Below are 24,682 nucleotides of genomic sequence, written 5' to 3'. Positions count from 1 at the left end.
GACAATGCTCGCCAAATTCCGGCATATCGCACCTGGAATGCCGTGTTCCGGTTTCCGGATAACGAACAATAAGCTCCGGTATTCGATGCTTTACGGAGCGTAATGATCATTTTCGGGCCGGGAATTCCGGCGTTTCCGCAGGACAACGCAAGGGCGCGCCCTCCGGAGGGAGGACGCGCCCTTGGTGCGTGGTCAGGACAACTGTGTCAACTGGATTCGCGTGGGGGCTCCGGCGTGCCCGCCGCGCCCTCCCCGCCGTCCGGGCCCCCGCGCTCCGCCGCGAAGTGGCAGGCCGAGTCGTGCCGGGCGTGCCCGTCCAGCCAGGCCGGGGCGGCCAGCAGCGGCACCTCCACGGCGCACCTGTCCCGCGCCTTCCAGCAGCGGGTGCGGAACCGGCAGCCGGACGGCGGGTTGGCCGGCGACGGCACGTCCCCGACGAGCACGATCCGGTCCCGGGACTCGCGCGCCGTCGGGTCCGGCACCGGCACCGCGGAGAGCAGCGCCTGGGTGTACGGATGCGTCGCGTGGTCGTAGATCTCCCGGTCGGAGCCGACCTCCACCATCTTGCCCAGGTACATCACGCCGACCCGGTCGGAGATGTGCCGGACGATCGAGAGGTCGTGCGCGATGAACATGTACGAGAGGTTGAAGTCGCCCTGCAGCTGCTCCAGCAGGTTGATCACCTGCGCTTGGACGGAGACGTCCAGCGCCGAGACCGGCTCGTCGCAGATGATCACCTCCGGCTTGAGCGCCAGCCCCCGGGCGATGCCGATGCGCTGGCGCTGACCGCCGGAGAACTGGTGCGGGTACCGGTTGATGTACTCCGGGTTCAGACCCACCACGTCCAGCAGGTCCTGGACGGCCCGGCGCCGGTCGCCCTTCGGCGCCACCTCGGAGTGGATCTCGTACGGCTCGCCGATGATGTCACCGACCGTCATCCGCGGGTTGAGCGAGGTGTACGGGTCCTGGAACACCATCTGGATGTTGCGCCGCACCGCCTTCAGGGCGGAGCCGGAGAGCCGGGAGATCTCCTCCCCCTTGTAGCGCACCGATCCGCCGGTGGCCGGCTCCAGGTTCATCAGCACCTTGGCGAGCGTGGACTTGCCGCAGCCGGACTCCCCCACGATGCCGAGCGTCTCCCCCTGCATCAGGTCGAAGCTGACCCCGTCGACCGCCTTCACGGCGCCGACCTGCTTCTTGAAGACGACGCCCCTCGTCAGCGGGAAGTGCTTGACCAGGTCCCGGACTTCGAGGATCGGCTCGCCGGGCCGCACGGCCTGCGCGAACGCCTCCTCCTTGGGAACCGCGGACCCGAGCGGGCTAGCCATGGAGGGTCTCCTTCCAGAAGAAGCAGGCACTGCCCCGCCCGGCCAGCTCGCTGCCGTCGTCCGCGGTGACCTGGAAGAGCTCGGGCACCTCGGCCCGGCAGATGTCCTGGGCGCGCGGGCAGCGCGGGTTGAACGCGCAACCCGGCGGGATCCGCAGCAGGTTGGGCGGCAGCCCCTTGATCGCGTAGAGCTCCTGGCCCTTCTGGTCCAGCCGCGGGATCGAGTCCAGCAGGCCCCGGGTGTACGGGTGGGCCGGCCGCGCGTACAGCTCGTGCACCGGGGCGGTCTCGACGATCCGGCCCGCGTACATCACGGCGATCTTGTCCGCGACGTCGGCGACCACGCCGAGGTCGTGGGTGATCAGGATCAGCCCCATGTGGAACTCGGCCTGCAACTCGGCCAGCAGGTCCATCACCTGCGCCTGCACGGTCACGTCCAGGGCCGTGGTCGGCTCGTCCGCGATGATCAGGTCCGGCTCCAGGGCCAGCGCCATCGCGATCATGATGCGCTGGCGCATGCCGCCGGAGAACTGGTGCGGATAGTCGTTGACCCGCTCCTTCGCCGCCGGGATGCGCACCCGGTCCATCAGCTCGACGGCCTTGGCCTTGGCCTCCTTGCGCGACGCCCCGTGGTGGGCCCGGAACATCTCGCCGAGCTGGAAGCCCACGCTCAGCACCGGGTTCAGCGAGGAGAGCGCGTCCTGGAAGATCATCGCGATCTTCTGGCCGCGGATCTTCCGGCGCTCCTCCTTGCCCATCGTCAACATGTCCCGGCCCCGGAAGCGGATCTCGCCCTGCGGGATGCGGGCCGGGGGCATGTCCAGGATGCCCATGATCGCCTGCGCGGTCACCGACTTGCCCGAACCGGACTCCCCCAGCACCGCCAGGGTCTCCCCCGCCCGGACGCTGTAATTGACCCCGTTGACCGCCTTCGCCACGCCGTCCCGGGTGACGAACTCCACGTGCAGGTCCCGGACGTCCAGCAGCGGCCCCTCGTAGGGCGTCTCCCGCTGGGGCTTGCCGGTGTCGACAGCTGTGGTCACGATGAGTCCCCTCGCTCAGCGAAGCTTCGGGTCGAGGGCGTCGCGCACCGCGTCACCCAGCATGATGAAGGCCAGCACGGTGATCGAGAGCGCCACGGCCGGGAAGAACAGCACGTACGGGGCCGTCCGGATGACCTTCTGGGCGGAGGCGATGTCGATGCCCCAGGAGATGGTCGGATCCTGCAGGCCGATGCCGAGGAAGCTCAGCGTGGCCTCGGTCGCGATGTAGCCGCCCAGCGCGATCGTGGCGACGACGATCACCGGCGCGATCGCGTTCGGCAGGATGTGCCGGAACATCAACCGCCCGGTGCTCGCGCCGAGCGCCCGGCCGGCCACCACGTAGTCGGACTGTTTGACGGTCAGGACGGCTCCGCGCATGACGCGCGCGATCTGCGTCCAGCCGAGCACCGCGAGGGCGATGACCACGCTCCACACCGTGCGGGCGGAGAACGCGCCCAGCAGGACCAGCGCGCCGAGCAGCAGCGGGATGCCGAAGAAGATGTCGACGACGCGGGAGATCACGGCGTCCACCGCGCCGCCGAAGTACCCGGCGACCATCCCGGTCAGCCCGCCGAGCAGGGTGACCCCCAGGGTCACGAAGATGCCGACGGTGATCGAGGCGCGGGCCCCGTAGACCACCCGGGCGTAGATGGACCGGCCCTGGCCGTCGTAGCCGAACCAGCCGGCGCCGAAGAAGTCCGACCAGTCCGGGCGCTTGAGGTAGTCGTTGACCAGGTCGGCCTTGCGCGGATCGGCGTCCGTGAAGGCCCAGGGGAAGATCGCCATCACGACCAGCAGGAGGATCAGGATCGCCGAGATCAGGAAGATCGGCCGGCGCCGCAGGTCCCGCCAGGCGTCGCCCCACAGGCTGCGGGCCTCCTCCCGCTTGGCCGGATCGCCCTCGACCAGGGTCTCCTGTTCGACCGCCATACCCTGCTCGCCGGCGTAGTCCAGGTGGTCGACGCCCGGGGCCGCGTGCGGCTTGAACTCGCCCTCGTCACGCAGGTCAGGCATAACGGATCCTCGGGTCCAGGACCGCGTAGAGCAGGTCGACGATCAGGGAGGCGACCAGGTAGACGATCACCAGGACGGTCACGATGCCGACCACGGTGGGGCCCTCCTTCTGGTTGATCGCCCGGTACAGCACGTTGCCGATGCCCTGGACGTTGAAGATGCCCTCCGTGACGATCGCACCGCCCATCAGCGCGCCCAGGTCGGTCCCGAGGAAGGTGACCACCGGGATCAGCGAGTTGCGGAGCAGGTGGCGGGTGATGACGGTGCGCCGGGGCAGGCCCTTGGCGACCGCCGTGCGCATGTAGTCCGCCCGCAGGTTCTCCCCGATCGAGGTCCGGGTGAGCCGGGCGACGTAGGCGAGGGAGAGCGATCCCAGCACGATCGCGGGCAGGATCAGCTGGGAGAGGTCCTTGGAGTCCTGCACGGTCGGGGTGACCCAGCCCAGGTTGGTCGCGAAGATCGTCTGGGCGATGTAGGCCAGCACGAACACCGGGATCGAGATCACCACCAGGGTCAGGACCAGCACCAGGGTGTCCTGGAAGCTGCCGCGCCTGAGGCCGGAGACCAGGCCGAGCGCCAGCCCGACGATCAGCTCGAAGGCGAAGGCCATCAGCGCCAGCCGGATGGTGACCGGGAAGGCGTCCGCCATGATGTCGGTGACCGAGCGGCCGGTGAAGCTCGTCCCGAAGTCGCCCTGGAAGAGGTTCCCCATGTAGTGCAGGTACTGCTTCCACAGCGGCTGGTCGAGGTAGTACTTGTGCTTCAGATTGGCCACCACCGCCGGGTCGGCGGCCTTGTCCCCGAAGAGCGCCGCGACCGGGTCCCCGGGCAGCGTGTAGACCATCAGGAAGATCAGGAATGTGGAGCCGAAGAACACCGGGATCATCTGCAGCACCCGCCGCAGCACATAACTTCCCATCCGAGCCTCCTTCCTAGGTGACTGGTCGGCCCGTGACCGGGTGCGCAGGGCCGCGTGGGGGTCGAGTGCCCGGGCCCCGCCCTCCGTGCGGGGAGGGCGGGGCCGGCGCGAGGGGCTGGATCAGCCCTTGACCTCGACCTGGGTCCAGGCCGGGTTGCCGAAGGAGTCGAACTTCACGTTCTGGACGTTCGCCGAGTAGCCCGAGTTGGTGCGGTAGTACCAGAGCGGGATGGCCGGCATGTCGTTCGCCAGCACCGCCTCCGCCTTCTGGTAGCCCGTCACCGTGTCCGCCACGCTGGCCGCCTGGTCCGCCTCGGTGGCCAGCTGGTCGAACTGCGGGCTGCTGTAGCCGAAGTCGTTGGACGCGGCGCCGGTGCGGTAGACGTCGGCCATGAAGTTGGCGTTCAGCGGGTAGTCCTGCACCCAGCCGGTGCGGAAGGCGCCGTTGATCTGGTGGCCGGTGATCGCCGCGCGGGCGGTCTTGAAGTCGGGCTTCGGGTCACCCACGCAGTCCACGCCGGTGCTCTGCCGGATCGAGTTGCAGACCGCGTCCACCCACTCCTTGTGGCCGCCGTCGGCGTTGTAGGTGATCGTCAGCTTGTTGCCGGGGACGCCGCCGCCCTCGGTGATCAGCTGCTTGGCCTTGGTGGCGTCGAAGGTGCAGTTGTCGCCGCACTGGCCGGCCTTGTAGCCCTCGACGCCCTCCGCGACCCACGCGGAGGCCGGCTTGCGCGAGCCCTGCAGCACGGTCTTGGTGATGGTGTCGCGGTCGATCGCCATCGACAGCCCCTGACGGACCTTCGCCTTGTCCGGGCCGGCCCAGTCCGGCTGGTAGAGCGTGAAGCCGATGTTCTGGATCGCGCCCTGCGGCGAGTCGATCGCCCGGTCGCCCAGGTCGCTCTTGTACGTCGCCAGCGCGGACGGCGGCACCTGGTCCATCACGTCGAGGTTGTTGGACTGCAGGTCCGCGTAGGCGGCCTCGGACGTGTTGTACATCTTGAAGACGATGCCGCCGTTCTTCGGCTTGTCCACGCCCTGGTAGTTCGGGTACGCCTTGGTCACCACCTGCTGGTTGTGGCTCCAGCTGACGAACTGGTAGGCGCCGTTGCCCACCGGCTTCTGCCCGAACCCGGTCGGGTCGCTGAAGAAGGCGGTCGGCAGCGGGGAGAAGGCGATGTAGCCCAGCTTGTACTCGAAGTACGAGACCTTGGTGTGCAGCTTGATGGTGAAGTGCGTGTCGTCCACGACGGTCAGGCCGGACATCGCGGTGGCGGTCGGCTGGCCGCTGGCCGGGTGGACGTCCTGGTAGCCCTCGATGTCCGAGAACCAGGAGCTGTTGATCTGGTTGTTGCTGGTGGTCGCGCCCCAGTTCCAGGCGTCGACGAAGTTCTTCGAGGTGACCGGGGTGCCGTCGTGGAACGTCCAGCCGGTCTTCAGGGTGACGTTGAAGGTCTGCGAGTCGCTGGTCTCGATCGAGTCCGCGACCTGCATCCGGATCTTCGCGTTGCTGGGGTCGTAGTCCACCAGCCCCTTGAACAGGTTCTGCAGGATGCGGCCGCCGCCGGTCTCGTTCGCGTTCGCGGGCTGCAAGGGGTTCTGCGGCTCACTGCTCTGGTAACTGAAGGTCTTGCCGCTGTCCGACGAACTACTGCCTCCGCCGCTACTGCTGCACCCACTGGCCACCAGGGCCACAGATGTCGCAGCGGCGAGGACCCATCGAGCGCGAGTGGCTGCGGGCATGGAGGTCCCTCCTCAAGGTGTGTGTCGCATCACACCCCATGAGAAGCGCGGTGGCCCGGCGGCGCGAGCCAGGTACCCCCGGACGGGTGCAGCGGACCCCGCCCGGGGTTGACGCCGCCACAGGAGCGCGAAACGCCGGAAGGGCCCGCGGCTTCGACAGCCGCGGGCCCTTCCGGGGAACGCCTCGGGGATCAGACGGCGGCGGCCGTCTCCCGGACCTCGGCGAAGTGGCAGGCCGACTCGTGGGCCGCCGCACCGCTGAGCGTGCTGGGCACCGCCAGCAGCGGGACCTCGGTGGCGCAGCGCTCCTCCGCCTTCCAGCAGCGGGTGCGGAACCGGCAGCCGGACGGCGGGTTGGCCGGCGAGGGGATGTCGCCGGTCAGGATGATCCGGTCCCGGGACTCGCGCGCCGTCGGGTCCGGCACCGGCACCGCGGAGAGCAGCGCCTGGGTGTACGGGTGCGTGGCGTTCTCGTAGATCGCCTCGTCCGTGCCGATCTCGACCATCTTGCCGAGGTACATCACGCCGACGCGGTCGGAGATGTGCCGGACGATCGAGAGGTCGTGCGCGATGAACATGTACGAGAGCTCGAACTCGCTCTGCAGCTGGTCCAGCAGGTTGATCACCTGCGCCTGGACGGAGACGTCCAGGGCGGAGACCGGCTCGTCGCAGATGATGATCTCGGGCTTGAGCGCGAGGCCGCGGGCGATGCCGATGCGCTGGCGCTGGCCGCCGGAGAACTGGTGCGGGTACCGGTTGATGTACTCCGGGTTCAGGCCGACGACGTCCAGCAGGTCCTGGACGGCCTTGCGGCGGTCGCCCTTGGGAGCCACCTCGGGGTGGATCTCGAAGGGCTCGCCGATGATGTCGCCGACCGTCATCCGCGGGTTGAGCGAGGTGTACGGGTCCTGGAACACCATCTGGATGTTCCGGCGGACCGCCTTCAGGGCGGAGCCGGACAGCTTGGAGATGTCCTCGCCCTTGAACAGCACCTGGCCGGAGGTGGCCCGCTCCAGGTTCATCAGCACCTTGGCCAGCGTGGACTTGCCACAGCCGGACTCGCCGACGATGCCGAGCGTCTCGCCCTTCATCAGCTCGAAGGAGATGCCGTCGACCGCCTTGACCGCGCCGACCTGCTTCTTGAAGACGATGCCCTGGGTCAGGGGGTAGTGCTTGACCAGGTCCTTGACCTCCAGGATGGGCTCAGCCATGGAGGGTCTCCTTCCAGAGGTGGCACGCGCTGCGGCGGCCGGTGAGCTCCGTGCCGTCCTTGTCGGTCACCTGGTGCAGCTTCGGGATCACCGTGCGGCACTGGTCGGTGGCGACGTCACAGCGGGGGTTGAACGCGCAGCCGGCCGGGACCTTCAGCAGGTTCGGGGGCAGGCCCTTGATCGCGTACAGCTCCTGGCCCTTCTGGTCCAGGCGCGGGATGGAGCGGAGCAGGCCCTTGGTGTACGGGTGCGCGGGGTTGGCGTACAGGTCGTGGACCGGGGCGGTCTCGACGATCCGGCCGGCGTACATCACGGCGATCTTGTCCGCGACGTCGGCGACCACGCCGAGGTCGTGGGTGATCAGGATCAGGCCCATGTTGTACTCGGCCTGCAGCTCCGCGAGGAGGTCCATCACCTGGGCCTGGACGGTGACGTCCAGGGCGGTGGTGGGCTCGTCGGCGATGATCAGGTCGGGCTCCATGGAGAGCGCCATCGCGATCATGATGCGCTGACGCATGCCGCCGGAGAACTGGTGCGGGTAGTCGCCGACGCGCTGCTTGGCGGCGGGGATGCGCACCCGCTCCATCAGCTCGACGGCCTTGGCCCGGGCGTCCTTCTTGGACATGCCCTTGTGCACCCGGAACATCTCGCCGAGCTGGTCGCCCACGGTCATCACGGGGTTCAGCGAGGAGAGCGCGTCCTGGAAGATCATCGCGATCTTCTGGCCGCGGATCAGCCGGCGCTGCTCCTCCTTCATGGCGAGCATGTCCTCGCCGCGGAAGAGGATCTGGCCCTGGCTGATCTTGCCGGGCGGCATGTCCAGGATGCCCATGATGGTCTGGGCGGTCACCGACTTGCCGGAGCCGGACTCGCCCAGCACCGCCAGGGTCTCACCGGCGGACACGGAGTAGTTGACGCCGTTCACGGCCTTGGCGACGCCGTCCCGGGTGTGGAACTCCACGTGGAGGTCACGGACCTCCAGCAGCGGGGTGCCGATTTCGAGGCGGCCGCTCTTCTGGTTCTTCTCGATCACGGTGGTCATCGGGTCGTCACCTCTTCTCTCAGCGGAGCTTCGGGTCGAGGGCGTCGCGCACCGCGTCGCCGAGCATGATGAACGCCAGCACCGTGACGCTCAGCACCGCGGACGGGAAGAGCAGCACGTGCGGGGCGGTCAGGAAGCGGGGCTGGGCGTCGCTGATCATCAGGCCCCAGGAGATCTCCGGGGACTGGACACCGATGCCCAGGTAGGACAGGGCGGCCTCGGCACCGATGTAGACACCCAGGCTGATCGCGGAGACCACGATCACCGGCGCGATGGCGTTCGGCAGGATGTGCCGGAAGGTGATCCGGAAGCTGCCGGCGCCGAGCGCCTTGGCCGCCATCACGTAGTCGTTGTGCTTGTTGGCCAGCACGGAGGCGCGCATGATGCGGAAGATCTGCGGCCAGCCGAGCACGGCCATCACGACGGAGACGGTGTAGGCGTTGCCCTTGCCGAGCATCGACATGATCAGCATGCCGCCGAGCAGCAGCGGGATGGAGAAGAAGATCTCGGTGAAGCGCGACAGGATGCTGTCGACCATGCCGCCGACCCAGCCGGCCAGCAGGCCGAGCAGGGCGCCGATCACGGTCACCGTGGTGGTGGTGAGCACACCGACGATGATCGAGTTGCGGGCACCCCAGATGGTGCGGGTGTAGACGTCACAGCCCTGCACGTCGAAGCCGAACCAGTGCTCGGCGCTCGGGCGCTTCAGGGAGTTGGCCAGGTCGCACGCGTCGCCCGAGAGCGGGTTGCCGTCGGTGAACAGCTGCGGCACGGCGGCGATCACCAGCAGGGCGGAGACGAGCACCGCGCCGATGATGAAGACCGGGTTGCGGCGCAGGTCGCGCAGTGCGTCGGACCAGAGGCTGGCGACGCGCTCGGGCTTCTGCTTCTTCTCCGGCGCGGCCTTCGGGGTCTTGTCCTCGGGCGCCTCGCTGCCCACGGTGATGGTGTCACTCATAGCGGATCCTCGGGTCGAGCACGGCGTACAGCAGGTCCACGAGCAGGGTGGTGATCAGGTAGATCATCACCAGCAGGGTGACCATGCCGACGATCACCGTGCCCTGCTTCTGGTACACGGACTGGGCCAGCAGGCCGCCGATGCCGTGCATGTTGAAGATCTTCTCGGTGATGACCGCGCCACCCATCAGACCGCCGAGGTCGGCACCGAGGAAGGTGACGATCGGGATCAGCGCGTTGCGCAGGGCGTGGCGGCCGATCACCCGACGGCGCTTCAGACCCTTGGCGACCGCGGTGCGGACGTAGTCCGCGCGCATGGTCTCCATCAGGCTGGTGCGGGTCAGTCGGGCGACGTACGCGAGCGAGGTCGACGCCAGCACGAAGGCCGGCAGCAGGTAGGCCCGCAGTCCGTCCTCCTCGTTGAAGGAGACCGGGAAGAAGTCGACGCCGTAGTCGGTCTTGAGCTTCACGCCCAGCACCAGCTGCAGCACGAAGCCGGTGACGAAGACCGGGATCGAGATGACGAACAGCGTGCTGATGAGCACCAGCTGGTCGATGAACTTGCCCTTGCGCAGGGCCGCCATGACACCCGCCAGCACGCCGATGACTGCCTCCATGATGAAGGCGACCAGGGCGAGGTTGACGGTGTACGGGAACGCCTCGCTGATCATGTCGGTCACGGAGCGACCGGTCAGACTCTCGCCGAGGTTCCCCTGGAAGACCCCTGAGATGTAGTTCCAGTACTGCAGCAGGAAGGGGTCGTTCAGGTGGTACTTCTGGCGGATCATTTCCGCCACGAGCGGGTCGGCTCGCTTCTCACCGGCCAGCGCCTGCACCGGGTCACCGGGCAGGTAGTGAACCAGGGCATAGATCAGCAGAGTCGCACCGAGCAGGACAGGGATCGCCTGTATCAGTCGGCGGATGACATAGCGGCCCATCAGACCTCCACACTTTCAAGCAAGGAAGGGAGGCGGGAGGACCGGGACTGTAGTCCGGTCCGCCCGCCCCCGTTCGTCTGACTACCGGATCAGCCGGCGAGCTCGACCTCGTCCAGGTTCATACGGCCCTGGGCGTCGGTGTCGAAGTTCTTGATCTTCTTGCTGTACGCGGCGGAGGACATGTAGGTGTACACCGGGATGTACGGCAGGTCCTGCACCAGGATGTCGTCGGCCTGCTGGTACAGCTTCTGGCCCTCGTCCTGGGTCTTCGCCTGGTCGGCCTGGTTCAGCAGGTCCTCGAACTTGTCGTTGACGTAGCCGCCGTAGTTCGAGCCGTTCTCGATCGCGACCTTGGAGAAGATCGGACGGAGGTAGTTCTCGATCGACGGGTAGTCCATCGACCACGCCATGCGGAAGGCGCCCGAGTACTGCTTCTCGCCCAGCGCGTCGAGGATCTTGCCGAACTTCTCGAACGGCTTGGTGGTGACCTCGATGCCCAGGTTCTTCTTCAGCTGGTTCGCGACGGCCTCGATCCACTCCTTGTGGCCGCCGTCGGCGTTGTAGCCCAGCTCGATGGTGTTGCCGGGAACACCGCCGGCCTGGTCGAAGAGCGCCTTGGCCTTGGCCGGGTCGTACTTCGCCGCGTCGCCCATGGCGCCCTTGCGGTAACCCGGGATCAGCGGGTTGATGAAGTCGTCGGCCGGGACGCGGGTGCCCGAGAAGATCGTCTTGGTGATCGCCTCGCGGTCGATCGCCATCGAGATCGCCTTGCGGATCTCCGGCTTGCCGTAGGTGGCCGGGTTGGTGGCGATCGGGAAGCCGATGTAGCCGACGCCGGACTCCGGCTTGTAGATGTAGCGGTCGCCGAACTCGCCCTTGACGCTCGACAGGGCCGAGATCGGCAGCTTGTCGGTGGCCTGGATGTTGTCGGCGCGCAGGTCGTTGTACGCGGTGTCCAGGTTGTCGTAGATCTTGAAGGTGACGCCCTGGAGCTTCGCCTTGCCGTCCGAGGCAGGGAAGTTCTCGTAGCGCTTGACCTTGATCTGCTTGTTGTGCTCCCAGGCGCCGTCCATCTCGAACGGGCCGTTGCCGATCGGCTTGTCGGCGAACGTCTTCGGGTCGGTGAAGAACGCCTTGGGCAGCGGGTAGAACGCGTTGTAGCCCAGCATGGTCTTGAACTGGGAGAACGGCTGCGTCAGGGAGACGGTGAAGGTCTTGTCGTCGACGACCGTCAGGCCCTTGAGCTTGTCGGTGGTCGGCTTCTTGTCCTTGCCCGGGGCCAGGTCCTCGGAGCCCTCGATCTTGGCGAAGAACGGCAGGCCCTCGGCCGCGTTGTCCTGGTTGGCGCCCCAGTTCCAGGCGTCGACGAACGACTGGGCGGTCACCTTCTCACCGTTGTGGAAGGTGTAGCCGTCCTTCAGCTTGATCGTCCAGAGCTTGCTGTCGGCGCTCTCGATCGACTCGGCGACGCGCAGCTTCGGCTCGTTGGTCTTGTTGTCGTACTCGACCAGGCCGGCGAAGACGGCACCGAGAACCTCGGCACCCTCGGACTCCGCGGTGTTCTGGGGAACCAGACCGTGCTGCGGCTCGCCGAGCTGGACGGCGATGGTGCCGCCGCCGGAAGAGGCCTTGTCACTGCTCTTCGAGCTGGTGCTGCAAGCGGTCGCCGCGAGGGCGATAGCGGTCGCCGCGACGATCCACTTGGTCTGGGTTGCACCGCGCATGGGGGATGCCTCCTGAAATCGACTTTCCAACGAGGAGAGCACCACGGTCGGCTGACGCCGCTTCCGTTGTGCCGTCCGCGCTCGTGGTTTCGGCGCGCACCCCTGCGCGTTAACCCTTGACCCGAGCCTGACTGCACCCACTATCCGTCACGCACGGACACGAAAGTGACCACTAGCGATCTCAATTAGGTCACATGAACGGTCGGTAAGTTTCGAAAATCGGACATAAGAGACATACTCAGACAGGCATCAAACGGACAGTCGTCATGAATGACGGACTGTCACGTTCGCTCAGCGGACACCTTGCTGTGTTAAGCGATATTCCGTTTATACGCGCGTCGACAGCGTGGAGTAGTGAAAACGATCGCCCCCCTCTCCATTGGAAAGGGGGGCGATCGATTCAGGCCAAAGGGCGCTCAGAAGGAAGTGGTCACGCCTTCTTGGCGCGCGAAGCCGTGCGGCCGCGCTCCTTCTGGTCCAGGACGACCTTACGGATGCGAACCGTCTCCGGAGTCACCTCGATGCACTCGTCCTCGCGGCAGAACTCCAGCGACTGCTCCAGCGAGAGCTTGCGCGGCGGCACCAGGTTCTCGGTGGTGTCGGAGGAGGCCGCACGCATGTTGGTGAGCTTCTTCTCCTTGGTGATGTTGATGTCCATGTCGTCCTGGCGCGAGTTCTCGCCGACGATCATGCCCTCGTACACCTCGGTGGTGGGCTCGACGAAGAGCGTGCCGCGCTCCTGGATGCCCATCATCGCGAACGGCGTCACGACGCCCGCGCGGTCCGCCACCAGCGAGCCGTTGTTGCGCATCCGGAGCTCGCCGAACCACGGCTCGTGGCCCTCGAAGATGGAGTGCGCGATGCCGGTGCCGCGGGTGTCGGTCAGGAACTGGGTCCGGAAGCCGATCAGGCCGCGCGACGGGACGATGAACTCCATGCGGACCCAGCCGGAGCCGTGGTTCGTCATGGTCTCCATGCGGCCCTTGCGGGTCGCCATCAGCTGGGTGATCGCGCCGAGGTACTCCTCGGGGCTGTCGATGGTCATCCGCTCGACCGGCTCGTGGGTCTTGCCGTTGATGACCTTGGTGACGACCTGCGGCTTGCCGACGGTCAGCTCGAAGAGCTCCCGGCGCATGGTCTCGACCAGGATGGCCAGCGCCAGCTCGCCACGGCCCTGGACCTCCCAGGCGTCCGGACGCTCGGTCGGCAGCACGCGGAGCGAGACGTTACCGATCAGCTCGCGGTCCAGGCGGTCCTTCACCATGCGGGCGGTGACCTTGTGGCCCTTGCCGCCCTTGCCGACCAGCGGCGAGGTGTTGGTGCCGATGACCATCGAGATGGCCGGCTCGTCCACCGTGATCAGCGGCAGCGCGATCGGGTTCTCCAGGTCGGCCAGGGTCTCGCCGATCATGATGTCCGGGATGCCCGCGACGGCGCAGATGTCGCCGGGGCCGGCCACCTCGGCCGGCTTGCGGGTGAGCGCCTCGGTCATCAGCAGCTCGGTGATCTTGACCTGCTGGATCGAACCGTCACGCTTCATCCACGCGACCTGCTGGCCCTTGCGCAGCTCGCCCTGCTCGACGCGGCAGAGCGCGATGCGGCCGAGGAAGTTGTCCGCGTCCAGGTTGGTGACGTGGGCCTGGAGCGGGGCGTCCTCGTCGTAGGTCGGGGCCGGGACGGCCGACAGGATGGTCGAGAAGAACGGCTCCAGCGAGTCGCTGTCGGCCGGGACGCTGCCGTCCTCCGGCTTGGTCATCGAGGCGACGCCGTCACGCGCACAGGCGTAGACGATCGGGAACTCGATCTGCTCCTCGGTCGCGTCGAGGTCCAGGAAGAGGTCGTAGGTCTCGTTGATGACCTCGTCGATCCGGGAGTCCGGGCGGTCGGTCTTGTTGATGCAGAGGATCACCGGGAGCTTGGCGGTGAGCGCCTTGCGGAGCACGAAGCGGGTCTGCGGCAGCGGACCCTCGGAGGCGTCGACCAGGAGAACGACCGCGTCCACCATGGACAGACCGCGCTCGACCTCACCACCGAAGTCGGCGTGGCCGGGGGTGTCGATGATGTTGATCGTGATCGGGGCGCCACCCTCCTTGGGGTGGTACTTCACGGCGGTGTTCTTCGCGAGAATGGTGATGCCCTTCTCGCGCTCCAGGTCGTTGGAGTCCATCATGCGGTCATCGAGGTGCTGGTGGGCGGCGAAGGCACCGGCCTGCTTCAGCATGGCGTCGACCAGAGTGGTCTTGCCGTGGTCGACGTGGGCGACGATGGCAACGTTGCGGATGTCATTGCGCGTGGGCATGCTGAGCGGATTCTCCCGGAATCGTGGGTTTCGGCGCCCGGCTGCGTGACGCCGACCGGCGATCCGTTGTGATCACCGCCGCCCGTTCCGCCTGCTACTACCGGTCCACCCGCCGGGCAGGACATGCCACGGCTTCCTCCTATCGTACGGGGAACCCTCCAGGTCGGCAGAAACGGGCAGGTCGGGCGGGATCAAGATCACAAGTGGATCACCGGCACGCCACCCGGCCGACACCGTGCCGGGGCCCCCGGTCACGCACCGCCGGGCCCGGCCGGGCCGGGCGTCGTCCGCGTGGTCGCCCCGCCCCGCGCAGGGTCAGGGGGCGAGGAACCCCACGTCCTGGAAGCGCGGCCGGCCGAAGCCCCAGGCGCCCGCGCCCGCCACGTCCGACCGGACCGCGACCAGGTCCGGCCGCTGGTAGAGCGGTACCGAGTGGCCCAGCTGCCAGATCCGGGTGTCGGCCTCCTGGAGCAGGGCCAGGTGGGCGGCGGGGTCGAGCTCGGCGGCCGCGCGGTCGAAGAGGCGGTCGATCTCCTCCGTCCCGGAGCGGCCGTAGTTGCTGCCGGCCTCCAGGGCGCCGTCCGCGCCGGGGCGCGGCTTGGCGTAGACGGCACGCTGTTCGACCGCCGGGTGGGGGCCGGCCGGCCAGGAGAACAGGGCGAGGTCGTAGTCGCCGGTCGCCAGGTGGTCCCGGACGAAGGCCTCGGCGGGCGCCGCCACCGTCCGGAGCGCGATGCCCGCGTCGGCGAGGTCGGCGGTCAGCGCGTCGGCGGTGCGCCGGGCGGTGGCCGAGCCGGCCGGGACCAGCAGGGCGAGGGCCAGCTCCCGGCCGTCCCGGACCCGGGTGGCGCCGGCCGCGGGCCGCTTCCAGCCGGCCGCGTCCAGCAGCCGGCCCGCGTCCGCCGGGCCGAGCGCGGCGCTGTTGTCCCGGTAGCCGTCCTGGTCACCGGCGAACAGGTGGCTGCCGAGCGGGGCGGCGGCGAGGCCGAGCGGGGTCAGCGCGGCACCGGCGACCCGGCGCCGGTCGACCGCGCGGGCCAGGGCGAGCCGGACGGCCGGGTCGGTGAGCGGGCCGCGGGCGGCGTTCAGGGTGAGCTCGGTGAGCGCGGCCGCGGCGGCCCGGTGCACGGTGATGCCGGGCAGGGCCTCCGCCCGCCGCAGCGCCCGGTCGGCGGCCTCCGGCGCCGCGGCGGGCGGGGCGGCGGGGGTCGCGGACGCGGTCCCGGCCGGGGAGCCGGACCCGGCCCCGGACACGGAGGCGGACCCGGATACGGAGGCGGAGGCGGACGGGGTGGGCGGAGCGGCCGGGGTGGAGCCGGCCCGGTCGACCGCCGCGGTGAGCGAGGCGATGTCCAGCCGGTCCTGGTCGAGCGCGTCCAGCCGGCCCTCGGCCGGGACCACCAGGAAGTCGATCCCGTCCGCCTTCGGCCGGTCCCCCCACCAGTTCGGGCTGCGCACCAGGCTCACCCGCCCGCCCGCCGGGTCGTACCGGGAGAGCCGGAACGGACCCGCGGTCGGCTCCGGCCCGTCGGTCAGCGGGCGGTTGAACGCCGCCGGGGAGCCGGTCACCGCGGCCGGGTAGAGCGGACCGAACAGGGCGCGCCACTCCGCGTACGGCCGCCGGAAGGTCACCTTCACCTCGTGCGGGCCGGCCCCCTGGGTGATCGAGTCGATCGCGTCGTACCCGGCCGGACGGTTCCCGGCGTAGGCCGGGTCGAGGCCGGAGAGGGCGGCCCGCTGCGCGCCGAAGTCGGCGGCCGAGAGCGGGGTGCCGTCGCTCCAGACGGCCTGCGGGCTGAGCCGGTAGGTGACCACCTGCGGCTGCTGTCCGGGCGGGGTGCACTCGGCGGACTCCAGGTAGTCCGGGTCGGCGACCGGCCGGCCGTGCTCGTCCGGCCGGAACAGCGAGGGGTAGAGGGCGTGGGCGAGCAGCGCGCTGTCCGCGGTCGCGGCCGGCTGGTAGACGTTGAGCGTGGCCGGCGCGGCGTCCAGCGCCCAGCGCGGCGTGCCGCCCTCCCGGACGGCGGCACGGTCGGGCGGGCCGACGTCCCCGGTGACGGCGGTGGGCGGGGCCGGTACGGGAGCCGGTACCGGCGGGTGGGCCGGGGCCGGGCCGCCGGAGCAGCCGGCCAGGGCGCCGGTGGCGAGCAGCAGCGCGGCGGCTGCGGCGGTGAGCTGGCGGACGCGCATGGCGGCCATCGAACGCCGACCCGGTCGGGGCGGCCGTCCCGACACGGCGGCCGCCGGGGGACTGCACCCGGACAGCCGATCCGCGCGGCGGCCCCGAGCGTGCCCGGCCGGGAGCGACCGGTCCGGGGGCGACCGGCCCTACAGCGACAGCTCGAACCAGACGATCTTGCCCTTGGGCGTCCGCCGGCTCCCCCAGCGCTCGGCCAGCAGGCTGACCAGCTGGAGCCCGCGCCCGCCCTCGTCGGTCTCCTGCGCGCGCCGCTGGCGCGGCTGGGCGTAGCCGTCGTCCCAGACCTCGCAGACCATGCTGCGGTCGCGCAGCAGTCGCAGCCGGATCTCGCCCCGGCCGTGCCGGAGCGCGTTGGTGACCAGCTCGCTGACCAGCAGCTCGGTGGTGTCGACCAGCTCGTCCAGACCGCGCGCCAGCAGCCAGCTGCAGGCCAGCTCGCGGGCCTTGGCGACGGAGGTCGGCTCGGGCGGGAGGAACCAGTTGCCGACGGCGTCGTCGGGGAAGGCGTGCACCTTGGCCATCAGCAAGGCGATGTCGTCCTCGCCGTGGTGCGGGTTGAGCTCGCCGAGGACGTGGTCGCAGAGGTTCTCCAGGCTCTTGCCCTCCGCCGACAGCGCGATGCGGAAGGCGCGCAGACCCTCGTCCAGCTGGTGCTTGCGGCTCTCCACCAGGCCGTCGGTGTACAGGCCGAGCACGGCGCCGTCCGGCAGGGTCAGCTCGACCTCCTCGAAGGGCTCGCCGCCGACGCCGAGCGGCAGGCCGGGCGGGACGTCGAGCATCCGGGCGGGCTCGTCGGGGCTGAGCAGGACGGGCGGCAGGTGGCCGGCGTTGGCGAAGACGCAGCGCCGGGTGACGGCGTCGTAGACCGCGTAGACGCAGGTGGCCAGGTAGACCTCGCGGGCCTCCTCGTCGGCGGTCGAGGTGAGCCGCCCGTACGGGGTGGGCGAGCCGGCGGGCGCGGAGTCGTCGCCCAGCCCGCGGGCGATCTCGTCGAGGGCGGTGAGCACCTCGGCGGGGTCGAGGTCGAGCATGGCCAGGGTGCGGACGGCGGTGCGCAGCTGGCCCATCGCGACGGCGGCGCGCAGGCCGCGGCCCATCACGTCGCCGATGACCAGCGCGGTGCGGTTGCCCGGCAGCGGGATGACGTCGAACCAGTCGCCGCCGACCTCGGTGTTGTTGTTGCTGGGCAGGTAGCGGCAGGCGATCTCCAGGCCGCTGGCGGCCGGGTTGCCCGGGGGCAGCAGGCTGCGCTGCAGGATCAGGGCGCGCTCGTGCTCGCGGCGGTAGAGCCGCGCGTTGTCGATGCAGACGGCGGCGCGGGCCACCAGTTCCTCGGCGATGGCGACGTCACGGGCGTCGAACGGCTCGCTGCCGATCGCGCGGGAGAGCTGGACCAGGCCGAGCACCTGGTCGCGGGCGACCAGCGGCACGATCAGGGTGGAGCGCAGCAGCGGGTCCGGCCCGGGCTCGGGGACGACGCTGCGGCCGGTGCGCAGCGCGCGGGCGTGCGGCGAGCGGCGCGGGTAGCAGAGCGTGCCGCCGGCCTCGGCGATCGGCAGGCCGGTGACCGAGCCGAGCACGGAGGAGGCGCCGCCGACCACGCTGGAGACGGCGACCCGGCGCAGCTCGCCGCTGCCGTCGGTGAGCACGCCGTCGCCGTAGCGGCCGGCGCTGGGGACCGTCTCGCCGGAGAGCAGCGCGGTGTAGAGGTCGACGGTGGCGAGGTCGCAGAACGGCGGGACGACGACGTCCAGCAGCTCCTTGGCGGTGGTCTCCAGGTCGAGGGTGGAGCCGATGTGCGCGCTGGCCTCGTTGAGCAGGGCGAGGTTGCGGCGCACCCCGTCGGCCTCGCGCTCGGCGACGTGCCGGGAGGTGACGTCGGAGACCTGGCCGGCCACGCCCATCGGCTGCCCGGCCGAGCCGTTGAGGCGGTAGAGCGAGACGGCCCAGAGCCGGTTGCCCTCGCGGGTCGGCACGGCGGAGTGGAAGCGCAGGTCGAAGACGGGCTCGCCGGTGGCGAGGACCTTGCGCAGGGCGGCGGTCAGCCGGTCGGCCTCGGGGGCGGGGAAGAGGTCGTGCGCGGTCAGGCCTTCGAGGTCGGTGGGGGCGAGGCCGACCCCCGAGGCGAAGGCGTCGTTGACCCGCTGGAGCCGGAGCCGGTCGTCGAACAGGACGAAGCCGGTCGGGGTCTGGCCGAAGACGGCCTCGGAGGCGGCGAGGTCGGTCTCGATCCGGCGCAGCCGGCCGAGGTCGACCGCGAGACAGGTGGCACCGGCGGTGGGCAGCGCGCTGTCGGGCATCAGGTAGAGCTCGGCGAGGCCCTCGCCGCCGGTGGCGTCGCGGTAGGGCGTGGTGCCCACCCACTCCTCGCCGGCCAGCGTGCGCTCCAGCCGGGCGCGGCCTCGCTGCCAGAGCTCGCGCGGGACGAAGGTGCTGATCGGATCGGCCCCGACCGCCTCGACGGCGGGCACGCCGAAGAACTCGGCGGCGCGCTCGCTCCACTGGCTGATCCGGCCGTCCGGGCCGATCGCGAAGGTGGCGACCCGGATGTAGTCGTAGATCGAGCCCGGGTCCCCCGCGCCCCACTGGTGGGCGCCGACCACCGGGCGGGCCGCCCGGTGCTGCCCCGCGGCCGGGGCGGGCAGGTGTGGCGAACCGGCCTGCCCGGGCACAGCGGCATGACCGCTGCTGCTCGGCGCGTTACGCGCCGGGGTGCTGTTCAACGGACCGACCCCTCCAAACCCGCGACCGTCCGGATGCCGAGAAGACCGAGTATTCATCATCGAGGGGTACGTTCACACGCCCTCAACATCACAACATCAGATCGGGCGAAGGTTTTTGTCCTACCGCCCGCGCAACCACAATGCCACGCTCGCGCCCCCTGCCGGAGTGCGCGCTCCCCCCGGCCCCCTGCTGGCATATGCGGTCCCGTTCTACTCGCGTCCTACTCGTCACCCGGCTCCTCGGGCTCATTACCCGGCAGCGCCTGCTCGAACCAGACGACCTTGCCCATGCCCTCGGCCCGCGCGCCCCAGCGCAGTGCCAGCCGGCGGACGAGTTCCAGGCCCCGGCCGCCCTCGTCGGCCTCCGCCGCGTGACGCTCGCGGGGCGGATCGGGCAGCGGGTCGGAGATCTCGACCAGCAGCGTCTCGCCCAGCGTCAACCGTACGCCGATGGGGGCGCTGGCATAGCGGACCGAGTTGGTCACCAGCTCGCTGACCAGCAGCTCGGTGGTGTCGGTGAGCGCTTCGACGCCCCACTCGACCAGCGCGGCGCGGACCAGCCGGCGGGCCCGGGAGACGGCGGTCGGCTCGGCGGGCAGCGTCCAGCCGGCCGTCGGGGTGCCGGCCTGGCCGTGGCCGAGCCGGGCCAGCAGCAGCGCCACGTCGTCGGGCTCGCGGCCCTGCTCCATGGTGGCCAGCACCGCCTCGCAGGCCGCCTGGATGGAGGCGTGCGGCTCCTGGAGCACGGTGACCAGCCGGCCGAGGCCGACGTCGAGGTCCTTGTCCCGGGACTCCACCAGCCCGTCGGTGCACAGGGCGAGCAGGCTGCCTTCGGGGATCTTGAGCTCGACCGATTCGAAGGGCACGCCGCCGACGCCGAGCGGAGCGCCGGACGGCAGGTCGAGGATCCGGCCGGTCCCGCCGAGCAGCGGGCCGCCGGTGCGGGTCGGCTCCTCGGCGCCCTCGCGGGGCACCACCAGCACCGGCGGGATGTGGCCGGCCTTGGAGACCGTCAGCCGGGCCGTGGCCGGGTCGAACACCGCGTAGACGCAGGTGGCCAGCAGCGCCTCGTCCGGTCCCTGGGCGAGGTCGTCGGCCAGCTCGTGGACGTGCCGCAGCAGCACGTCCGGGGGCAGGTCGAGGGCGGCCAGGACGCGGACGGCGGTGCGCAGCCGGCCCATCGTGGCGGCGGCCCGCAGGCCGTGGCCCATCACGTCGCCGACCACCAGCGCGGTGCGGTCGCCGGGCAGCGGGATGACGTCGAACCAGTCACCGCCGACCTCGGTGCCGATGCTGCCGGGCACGTAGCGGTAGGCGACCTCGACGCCGGTGGGCTGCGGGACCTGCTGCGGGAGCAGGGTGCGCTGCAGGGTGAGCGCGGCGGTGCGTTCCCGGGCGTAGAGCCGGGCGTTGTCGAGGGAGCTGCCGGCCCGGTCGGCCAGCTCGACGGTGAAGGCGAGGTCGTCCCGGTCGAAGCCCTCGCGGTAGCCGGCCCGGCTGACCAGCAGCAGGCCGATCACGATGCCCCGGGCCCGCAGCGGCACCACCAGCATCGAGTGCACGCCCAGGTCGTGGGCGGCCTGCATCTTCGGGTCGCCCGGGTAGGTGACGTCGCTCAGCTGGTCGGCGCCGGAGAGCAGCTCGGGGACGCCGGTGCGCAGCACCCGCCCGCAGGCGGAGTCCTCGGAGAAGGTGATCCGGGCGCCGCGCCGGAGCATCACCTCGACCTCGGGGCCGTCCTGGACGGAGGCGGTGCCCAGCTGGAGCAGCGAGGTGCGGCGGTCGTGGCCGTGCCGGGGCAGGTCGTCGCCGTGGGCGACGGCCTGGAGCAGGATCACCGCGGAGTGGTCGGTGAGCCGGGGCACCACGGCGCCGGCCAGCTCCTGGGCGATCCGCGAGGCGTCCAGGAGGTCGCCGACCCGGGAGCCGAACTCGTTGAGCAGCGAGAGCCGGCGCCGGGCGTGCTCGACCTTGGCGACCGCCCGGTAGCGCTCGGTCACGTCCATCACGGTGCCGGAGATGCCGAGCACCCGGCCGGCCCGGTCGGTCATCCGGCTGTAGGAGATCGAGCGGTACCCGGAGCGGGCGGTGACCGGCGAGGCCAGGGTGACGTCGATGACCGGCTCGCCGGTGGCCAGCACCTGGCGCTGGATGGCGGTGATCTCGTCGGCGGCCCGCTCGGGCAGGGTCTCGCCGGTGGTCCGCCCGACGTGGTCCTCGGTGACCATGCCGTTCATCTCGGCCAGGGTCCGGTTGACGGCGGTGTAGCGCAGGTCGGTGTCAAGGACGGCGATGCCCAGCGGGGACTGCTCGAACAGCGCGTCCCGGACGGCGAGGTCCCGCTCGACCGCCCGGACGGCGGCCGCCTCGGCCAGGTTGACCTGGAGGAACGGCGTGCCGTCGCCGTCCACCAGCAGGGAGATCCGGGCGTCGACGGTGACCGCCTCGCCGTCCCGGTCGCGCAGCTCGGTGAGGCCGGCCCAGCGGCCGTGGCGCAGGGTGTCCTGGATCGCCGTGCGGATCCGGGTGACCTGGTCCTCGTCCGGGATCAGCTCGTCGATCCGGCGGCCGACCAGCAGCTCGTTCGGCCAGCCGAGCAGTTCCTCGGCGGCCGGGCTCCAGAGCACCACCCGGCCGGCGGTGTCCAGGATGGCGATGGCCACCTTCACCACGTCGAGCAGATTGCCCTCGCGGTGGCCGCCCGTGCCGCCCGGCTCGGCTCCTGGGGCGCCCGGGAAGGGGCGGCCGGGGCGGCTGCGGGGGCCCGCCGACGGGGACGCGTCGGGCGCCACCATGGACGTCGCGGGACGGTCCGCGGGATCGGCCTCGGGGGCGCCGCCGTCCCCCCGGCGGCGGCCGGCCGGCGGTTGCGGCGGCTGCTGCTGCGGGCGCGCGCCACGGCGCAGGCGGGCGCGCGCGGCGGCACTCCCCCCGGTGCCCGTGCCTCGTGCTCCCCCGCCACCGTGACCGGTACTCGACACCGACGGGGCCTCCGGCTCTGGTCGGGATCGGCGTCGCCGGCTGGGGACGGCTCACCGATGGTGACGAATGGTGCCGAAAAGCGACATACCCAGCAGAACCCAGGCTATCCCGGCTTATGGGTCCTCTTTTCCGATTGACCTACCTGGCGTATCGCGCGTGGCGCGGGCGGGTGCGGCCCGCCCCGCCCCTCCCGTGGTGCGGGCGGGCACGCCGGGCGCGCGGCGGTCAGCGCCCGCTGTCGGCCCCGGCCAGCAGGCGGGTCAGGTGCGGGAGGACTTCGCGGTCGTGGTCGAGCCAGTCGAGCCCGTCGAGCTCGGCGGCGACGAGCCAGCGGAGCTCGTCGTGGTCCTGCAGCGGCCGCGGGTCGCCGGAGAGCAGTTCGGCCACCCAGAGCCGCAGCTCCAGCCCCGGGCGGACCAGCCACGCCCCGGGCAGCGGCTCCAGCGCCCTCGCCCGGACACCGAGCTCCTCCAGCAGCTCGCGCTCCAGCGCCTGGGGCTGCGTCTCACCGGGCTCGACCTTGCCGCCCGGGAACTCCCAGCGCCCGGCCACCTCGGCCGGGGCACTGCGGCGGGCGGCCAGCACCCGGCCCCGGTGGACGAGCGCGCCCCCGACGACGATCCGGTTCTCCATGGCCCCGACCCTATGCGGCCTCGGCCTCCACCCAGTACAGCTGCTTGTGCCCGCGGGCCTCGAACTCCGCGGCCAGCCGTTCGGCCTCGGCCCGGTCCAGCCCCTTGGCGACCACGTAGCGGTTGCCGTTGTCGTCCTGTCGCATCACCCGGCAGGTGTCCATACCGGTGAGCCTAGGCGCCCCGCCCCGGGACCGGAACGGCCGGTGCCCGCACGGGCATCCGACCGCCGGGGCGCGCGGTCCCGGCCCGCGTGGGGGTCGGGCCGGGACCACGCGCACGGGACGCTACGCCCGGCGCGCTTCCGGTGTGTACGGGCCCGGTTAACGCCCGGTAAGACACCGGCCCGGCCCGCCCGCCGCCGCCGTCAGACCCGGATCTCGCCGACCTGCTCGCCGGTCGAGAGGCCGAGCTCCCGGCGGATCTCCACGGTCGAGTTCGCCTCCTTGGCCACCAGCGACTTCGCCCGCCGGATCTCGCGTTCGAGCGCGGTCGCGTCCACGGCCTTGGCCGCGGCGTCCCAGGCCGTCGCGGCGGCGCGCTGGGCGGCCACCAGCTCGGCCACCTTCGGCTTGGCGCCCTCCGGCCAGGCCACCGTGCTCCCGGACAGCTGCTCGGCCTCCTTGCGGGAGGCGTCGGCCATCCGGCCCGCCCAGGTGGTGAACTCGGGCCGGGCGTCGGCGACCTCGGCGTCCGGCTCGCTCCAGGAGACCTTGTTGTAGACCAGCGCCGCCTCCAGGTAGGCCAGCTGGGCCTGGGACAGCTTGCCCCGGTCGGTGCGGACGCTGCCCAGGTGCTCGGCGTCGCGGTCCTCGAAGGCACAGGTGGCGTAACGCTCGCCGGACTTCCAGTTGGCGCGGCCCGGGAACAGGTAGACCTCGTCCACGCCGTCCGGCACGGCCCAGTAGTCGAGGGCGTAGTCGGCGAGCACCGGGCCGCAGAGCGCCGCGGCGCTCTCGCGGACGCGGCTCTCGCCCGGGTAGGCGAGCCCGCCGCTCTCCGGGATCCGGGCGGTGCCGGCCACCTCGCCGTGGTGCGGCAGCGCACAGGGGGCCGTGAACACCCAGAGGACCGTCTGGTCGCCGTCCTCGCGTCCGTCGGCCCCACCGGCCGGGTTGTAGCAGTCGCCGGACTTGAGCGAGGACCAGAGCACCGAGCCCGCCGGCGCCTTCGGCGCCCGGGCGGGACGGTCGGCGCGGGTGCTCTCCTCGACCCCGGCGGCGAGCAGACCGATGAAGGCGATCAGCGAGACCAGCGCCCCGAGGACACCGAACACCACACCGGTCACCGCCATGCCCCGGCCACGCTCGTTGCGCTTGGGTATCTGCACCAGCGCGACGATGCCGAAGGCGAGCGAGAGCGGCCACATGCAGAGCAGGCCGGTGACCAGCGCGGCAACGGAGAAGCCGTTGGTGACCTCGGGGGTCGCCGGGTAGGCGTAGCCGGGCTGGAAGCCGGAGATCGCGCCGGGCGTGACGGCGGCCCAGCCGGAGGCCGGCGGCGCCCCGGGCGGGACCGGCCCCCCGGCGCCGGCCCACGGGTCGGCGGCGGGCGCGGCCCCGGGGGCGGCGGGAGCGGGGGCGGTCGCGCCGGGCGCGGCCCACGGGTCGGCGGCGGGAGCGGTGGCCGGTGCCGGGGGCTCGGCGGGGGCCGCGGGCTTGGTCAGCTCCACCCGGTCCGCCGGTGCGGCGGTGTCCGGTGCGGCGGTGTCCGGTGCGGCGGTGTCCGGCACGGCGGTGTCCGGCACGGTGGCCTCCGGTGCGGCGGCCTCCGGCCCGGGAACGGCCGCGTCGGACTCGGGCTTGGACACGTGGACTCCCCCGGCCCGGTCACGGGCATCAGCTCGGCAGTTTCGACTCGAACGTTCCGCAGACGGACCACCGGGCGGACCAGCGGAGGACCGGCCGGGGCGATGGGAACGGACGCGCGAC

The 24,682-nt window shown here is 71.1% G+C and carries 17 protein-coding genes; all 17 read right to left on the bottom strand.

The window, feature by feature from the left end; translation table 11 throughout:
• Positions 1–206: 206 nt before the first annotated feature.
• Positions 207–1,328 carry an ABC transporter ATP-binding protein gene (locus ABT263_RS11270; RefSeq protein WP_352290019.1) on the bottom strand — a complete coding sequence of 374 codons (1,122 nt, stop codon included), beginning with the start codon at positions 1,326–1,328 and terminating at the stop codon, positions 207–209.
• The gene (locus tag ABT263_RS11265; RefSeq protein WP_329489444.1) at positions 1,321–2,370 is read right to left on the bottom strand and encodes an ABC transporter ATP-binding protein; all 1,050 of its coding nucleotides are present in this window, start codon (positions 2,368–2,370) and stop codon (positions 1,321–1,323) included. The genes ABT263_RS11270 and ABT263_RS11265 overlap by 8 nt, the downstream gene beginning before the upstream one ends.
• Positions 2,371–2,385: 15 nt before the next feature.
• Positions 2,386–3,300 carry an ABC transporter permease gene (locus tag ABT263_RS11260; RefSeq protein ID WP_352290041.1) on the bottom strand — a complete coding sequence of 305 codons (915 nt, stop codon included), beginning with the start codon at positions 3,298–3,300 and terminating at the stop codon, positions 2,386–2,388.
• A gap of 76 nt (positions 3,301–3,376) precedes the next feature.
• Positions 3,377–4,303, bottom strand: a complete 927-nt coding sequence (locus ABT263_RS11255; protein ID WP_352290017.1) for an ABC transporter permease — start codon at positions 4,301–4,303, stop codon at positions 3,377–3,379.
• A 120-nt stretch (positions 4,304–4,423) separates the two neighbouring features.
• Entirely contained in the window at positions 4,424–6,043 is a 1,620-nt protein-coding gene (locus tag ABT263_RS11250) for a peptide ABC transporter substrate-binding protein (RefSeq protein WP_352290015.1), read from the bottom strand.
• Between the two features lie 191 nt (positions 6,044–6,234).
• Positions 6,235–7,254: an ABC transporter ATP-binding protein gene (locus ABT263_RS11245; RefSeq protein ID WP_352290013.1), complete on the bottom strand. Its 1,020-nt coding sequence runs from the start codon at positions 7,252–7,254 to the stop codon at positions 6,235–6,237.
• Positions 7,247–8,296 carry an ABC transporter ATP-binding protein gene (locus ABT263_RS11240; protein WP_352290011.1) on the bottom strand — a complete coding sequence of 350 codons (1,050 nt, stop codon included), beginning with the start codon at positions 8,294–8,296 and terminating at the stop codon, positions 7,247–7,249. Before ABT263_RS11240 ends, ABT263_RS11245 begins: the two co-directional genes overlap by 8 nt.
• A 19-nt stretch (positions 8,297–8,315) precedes the next feature.
• Entirely contained in the window at positions 8,316–9,254 is a 939-nt protein-coding gene (locus tag ABT263_RS11235) for an ABC transporter permease (protein ID WP_352290009.1), read from the bottom strand.
• Positions 9,247–10,191, bottom strand: a complete 945-nt coding sequence (locus ABT263_RS11230) for an ABC transporter permease (RefSeq protein WP_352290007.1) — start codon at positions 10,189–10,191, stop codon at positions 9,247–9,249. The genes ABT263_RS11235 and ABT263_RS11230 overlap by 8 nt, the downstream gene beginning before the upstream one ends.
• Before the next feature lie 89 nt (positions 10,192–10,280).
• Positions 10,281–11,915 carry a peptide ABC transporter substrate-binding protein gene (locus ABT263_RS11225; protein ID WP_329489437.1) on the bottom strand — a complete coding sequence of 545 codons (1,635 nt, stop codon included), beginning with the start codon at positions 11,913–11,915 and terminating at the stop codon, positions 10,281–10,283.
• A 430-nt stretch (positions 11,916–12,345) separates the two neighbouring features.
• The gene (gene typA / locus ABT263_RS11220; protein WP_329489436.1) at positions 12,346–14,214 is read right to left on the bottom strand and encodes a translational GTPase TypA; all 1,869 of its coding nucleotides are present in this window, start codon (positions 14,212–14,214) and stop codon (positions 12,346–12,348) included.
• A gap of 315 nt (positions 14,215–14,529) precedes the next feature.
• Complete coding sequence (locus ABT263_RS11215; RefSeq protein WP_352290005.1) at positions 14,530–16,404, bottom strand: ABC transporter family substrate-binding protein; 1,875 nt, start codon at positions 16,402–16,404, stop codon at positions 14,530–14,532.
• A 138-nt stretch (positions 16,405–16,542) separates the two neighbouring features.
• Positions 16,543–19,137 (bottom strand): SpoIIE family protein phosphatase, encoded by a 2,595-nt coding sequence (locus ABT263_RS11210; protein ID WP_502885786.1) that lies wholly within the window; start codon positions 19,135–19,137, stop codon positions 16,543–16,545.
• A gap of 221 nt (positions 19,138–19,358) precedes the next feature.
• A complete protein-coding gene (locus ABT263_RS11205; RefSeq protein ID WP_352290003.1) occupies positions 19,359–21,932 on the bottom strand; it encodes a SpoIIE family protein phosphatase in 2,574 nt (857 codons plus the stop codon).
• Positions 21,933–22,344: 412 nt separating this feature from the next.
• Entirely contained in the window at positions 22,345–22,752 is a 408-nt protein-coding gene (locus ABT263_RS11200; protein WP_352290001.1) for an NUDIX domain-containing protein, read from the bottom strand.
• Positions 22,753–22,762: 10 nt separating this feature from the next.
• Complete coding sequence (locus ABT263_RS11195; protein WP_329489432.1) at positions 22,763–22,915, bottom strand: SPOR domain-containing protein; 153 nt, start codon at positions 22,913–22,915, stop codon at positions 22,763–22,765.
• Positions 22,916–23,118: 203 nt separating this feature from the next.
• Positions 23,119–24,561: a DUF4190 domain-containing protein gene (locus tag ABT263_RS11190; RefSeq protein ID WP_352289999.1), complete on the bottom strand. Its 1,443-nt coding sequence runs from the start codon at positions 24,559–24,561 to the stop codon at positions 23,119–23,121.
• Positions 24,562–24,682: the final 121 nt, after the last annotated feature.

The sequence above is a fragment of the Kitasatospora sp. NPDC001603 genome (assembly GCF_040298365.1).
Classification (GTDB): domain Bacteria; phylum Actinomycetota; class Actinomycetes; order Streptomycetales; family Streptomycetaceae; genus Kitasatospora.
Note: the sequence above shows the minus strand (reverse complement) of the source record. Positions and strands in the feature narration are given on the sequence as shown.

Excerpts from the sequence above, each read along its gene's own strand:
- ABT263_RS11270 (WP_352290019.1), bottom strand. The coding sequence starts at position 1,328 with ATGGCTAGCCCGCTCGGGTCCGCGGTTCCCAAGGAGGAGGCGTTCGCG.
- ABT263_RS11260 (WP_352290041.1), bottom strand. The coding sequence starts at position 3,300 with ATGGCGGTCGAACAGGAGACCCTGGTCGAGGGCGATCCGGCCAAGCGG.
- ABT263_RS11255 (WP_352290017.1), bottom strand. The coding sequence starts at position 4,303 with ATGGGAAGTTATGTGCTGCGGCGGGTGCTGCAGATGATCCCGGTGTTC.
- ABT263_RS11250 (WP_352290015.1), bottom strand. The coding sequence starts at position 6,043 with ATGCCCGCAGCCACTCGCGCTCGATGGGTCCTCGCCGCTGCGACATCT.
- ABT263_RS11245 (WP_352290013.1), bottom strand. The coding sequence starts at position 7,254 with ATGGCTGAGCCCATCCTGGAGGTCAAGGACCTGGTCAAGCACTACCCC.
- ABT263_RS11240 (WP_352290011.1), bottom strand. The coding sequence starts at position 8,296 with ATGACCACCGTGATCGAGAAGAACCAGAAGAGCGGCCGCCTCGAAATC.
- ABT263_RS11235 (WP_352290009.1), bottom strand. The coding sequence starts at position 9,254 with ATGAGTGACACCATCACCGTGGGCAGCGAGGCGCCCGAGGACAAGACC.
- ABT263_RS11230 (WP_352290007.1), bottom strand. The coding sequence starts at position 10,191 with ATGGGCCGCTATGTCATCCGCCGACTGATACAGGCGATCCCTGTCCTG.
- ABT263_RS11225 (WP_329489437.1), bottom strand. The coding sequence starts at position 11,915 with ATGCGCGGTGCAACCCAGACCAAGTGGATCGTCGCGGCGACCGCTATC.
- typA (WP_329489436.1), bottom strand. The coding sequence starts at position 14,214 with ATGCCCACGCGCAATGACATCCGCAACGTTGCCATCGTCGCCCACGTC.
- ABT263_RS11215 (WP_352290005.1), bottom strand. The coding sequence starts at position 16,404 with ATGCGCGTCCGCCAGCTCACCGCCGCAGCCGCCGCGCTGCTGCTCGCC.
- ABT263_RS11205 (WP_352290003.1), bottom strand. The coding sequence starts at position 21,932 with ATGGTGGCGCCCGACGCGTCCCCGTCGGCGGGCCCCCGCAGCCGCCCC.
- ABT263_RS11200 (WP_352290001.1), bottom strand. The coding sequence starts at position 22,752 with ATGGAGAACCGGATCGTCGTCGGGGGCGCGCTCGTCCACCGGGGCCGG.
- ABT263_RS11195 (WP_329489432.1), bottom strand. The coding sequence starts at position 22,915 with ATGGACACCTGCCGGGTGATGCGACAGGACGACAACGGCAACCGCTAC.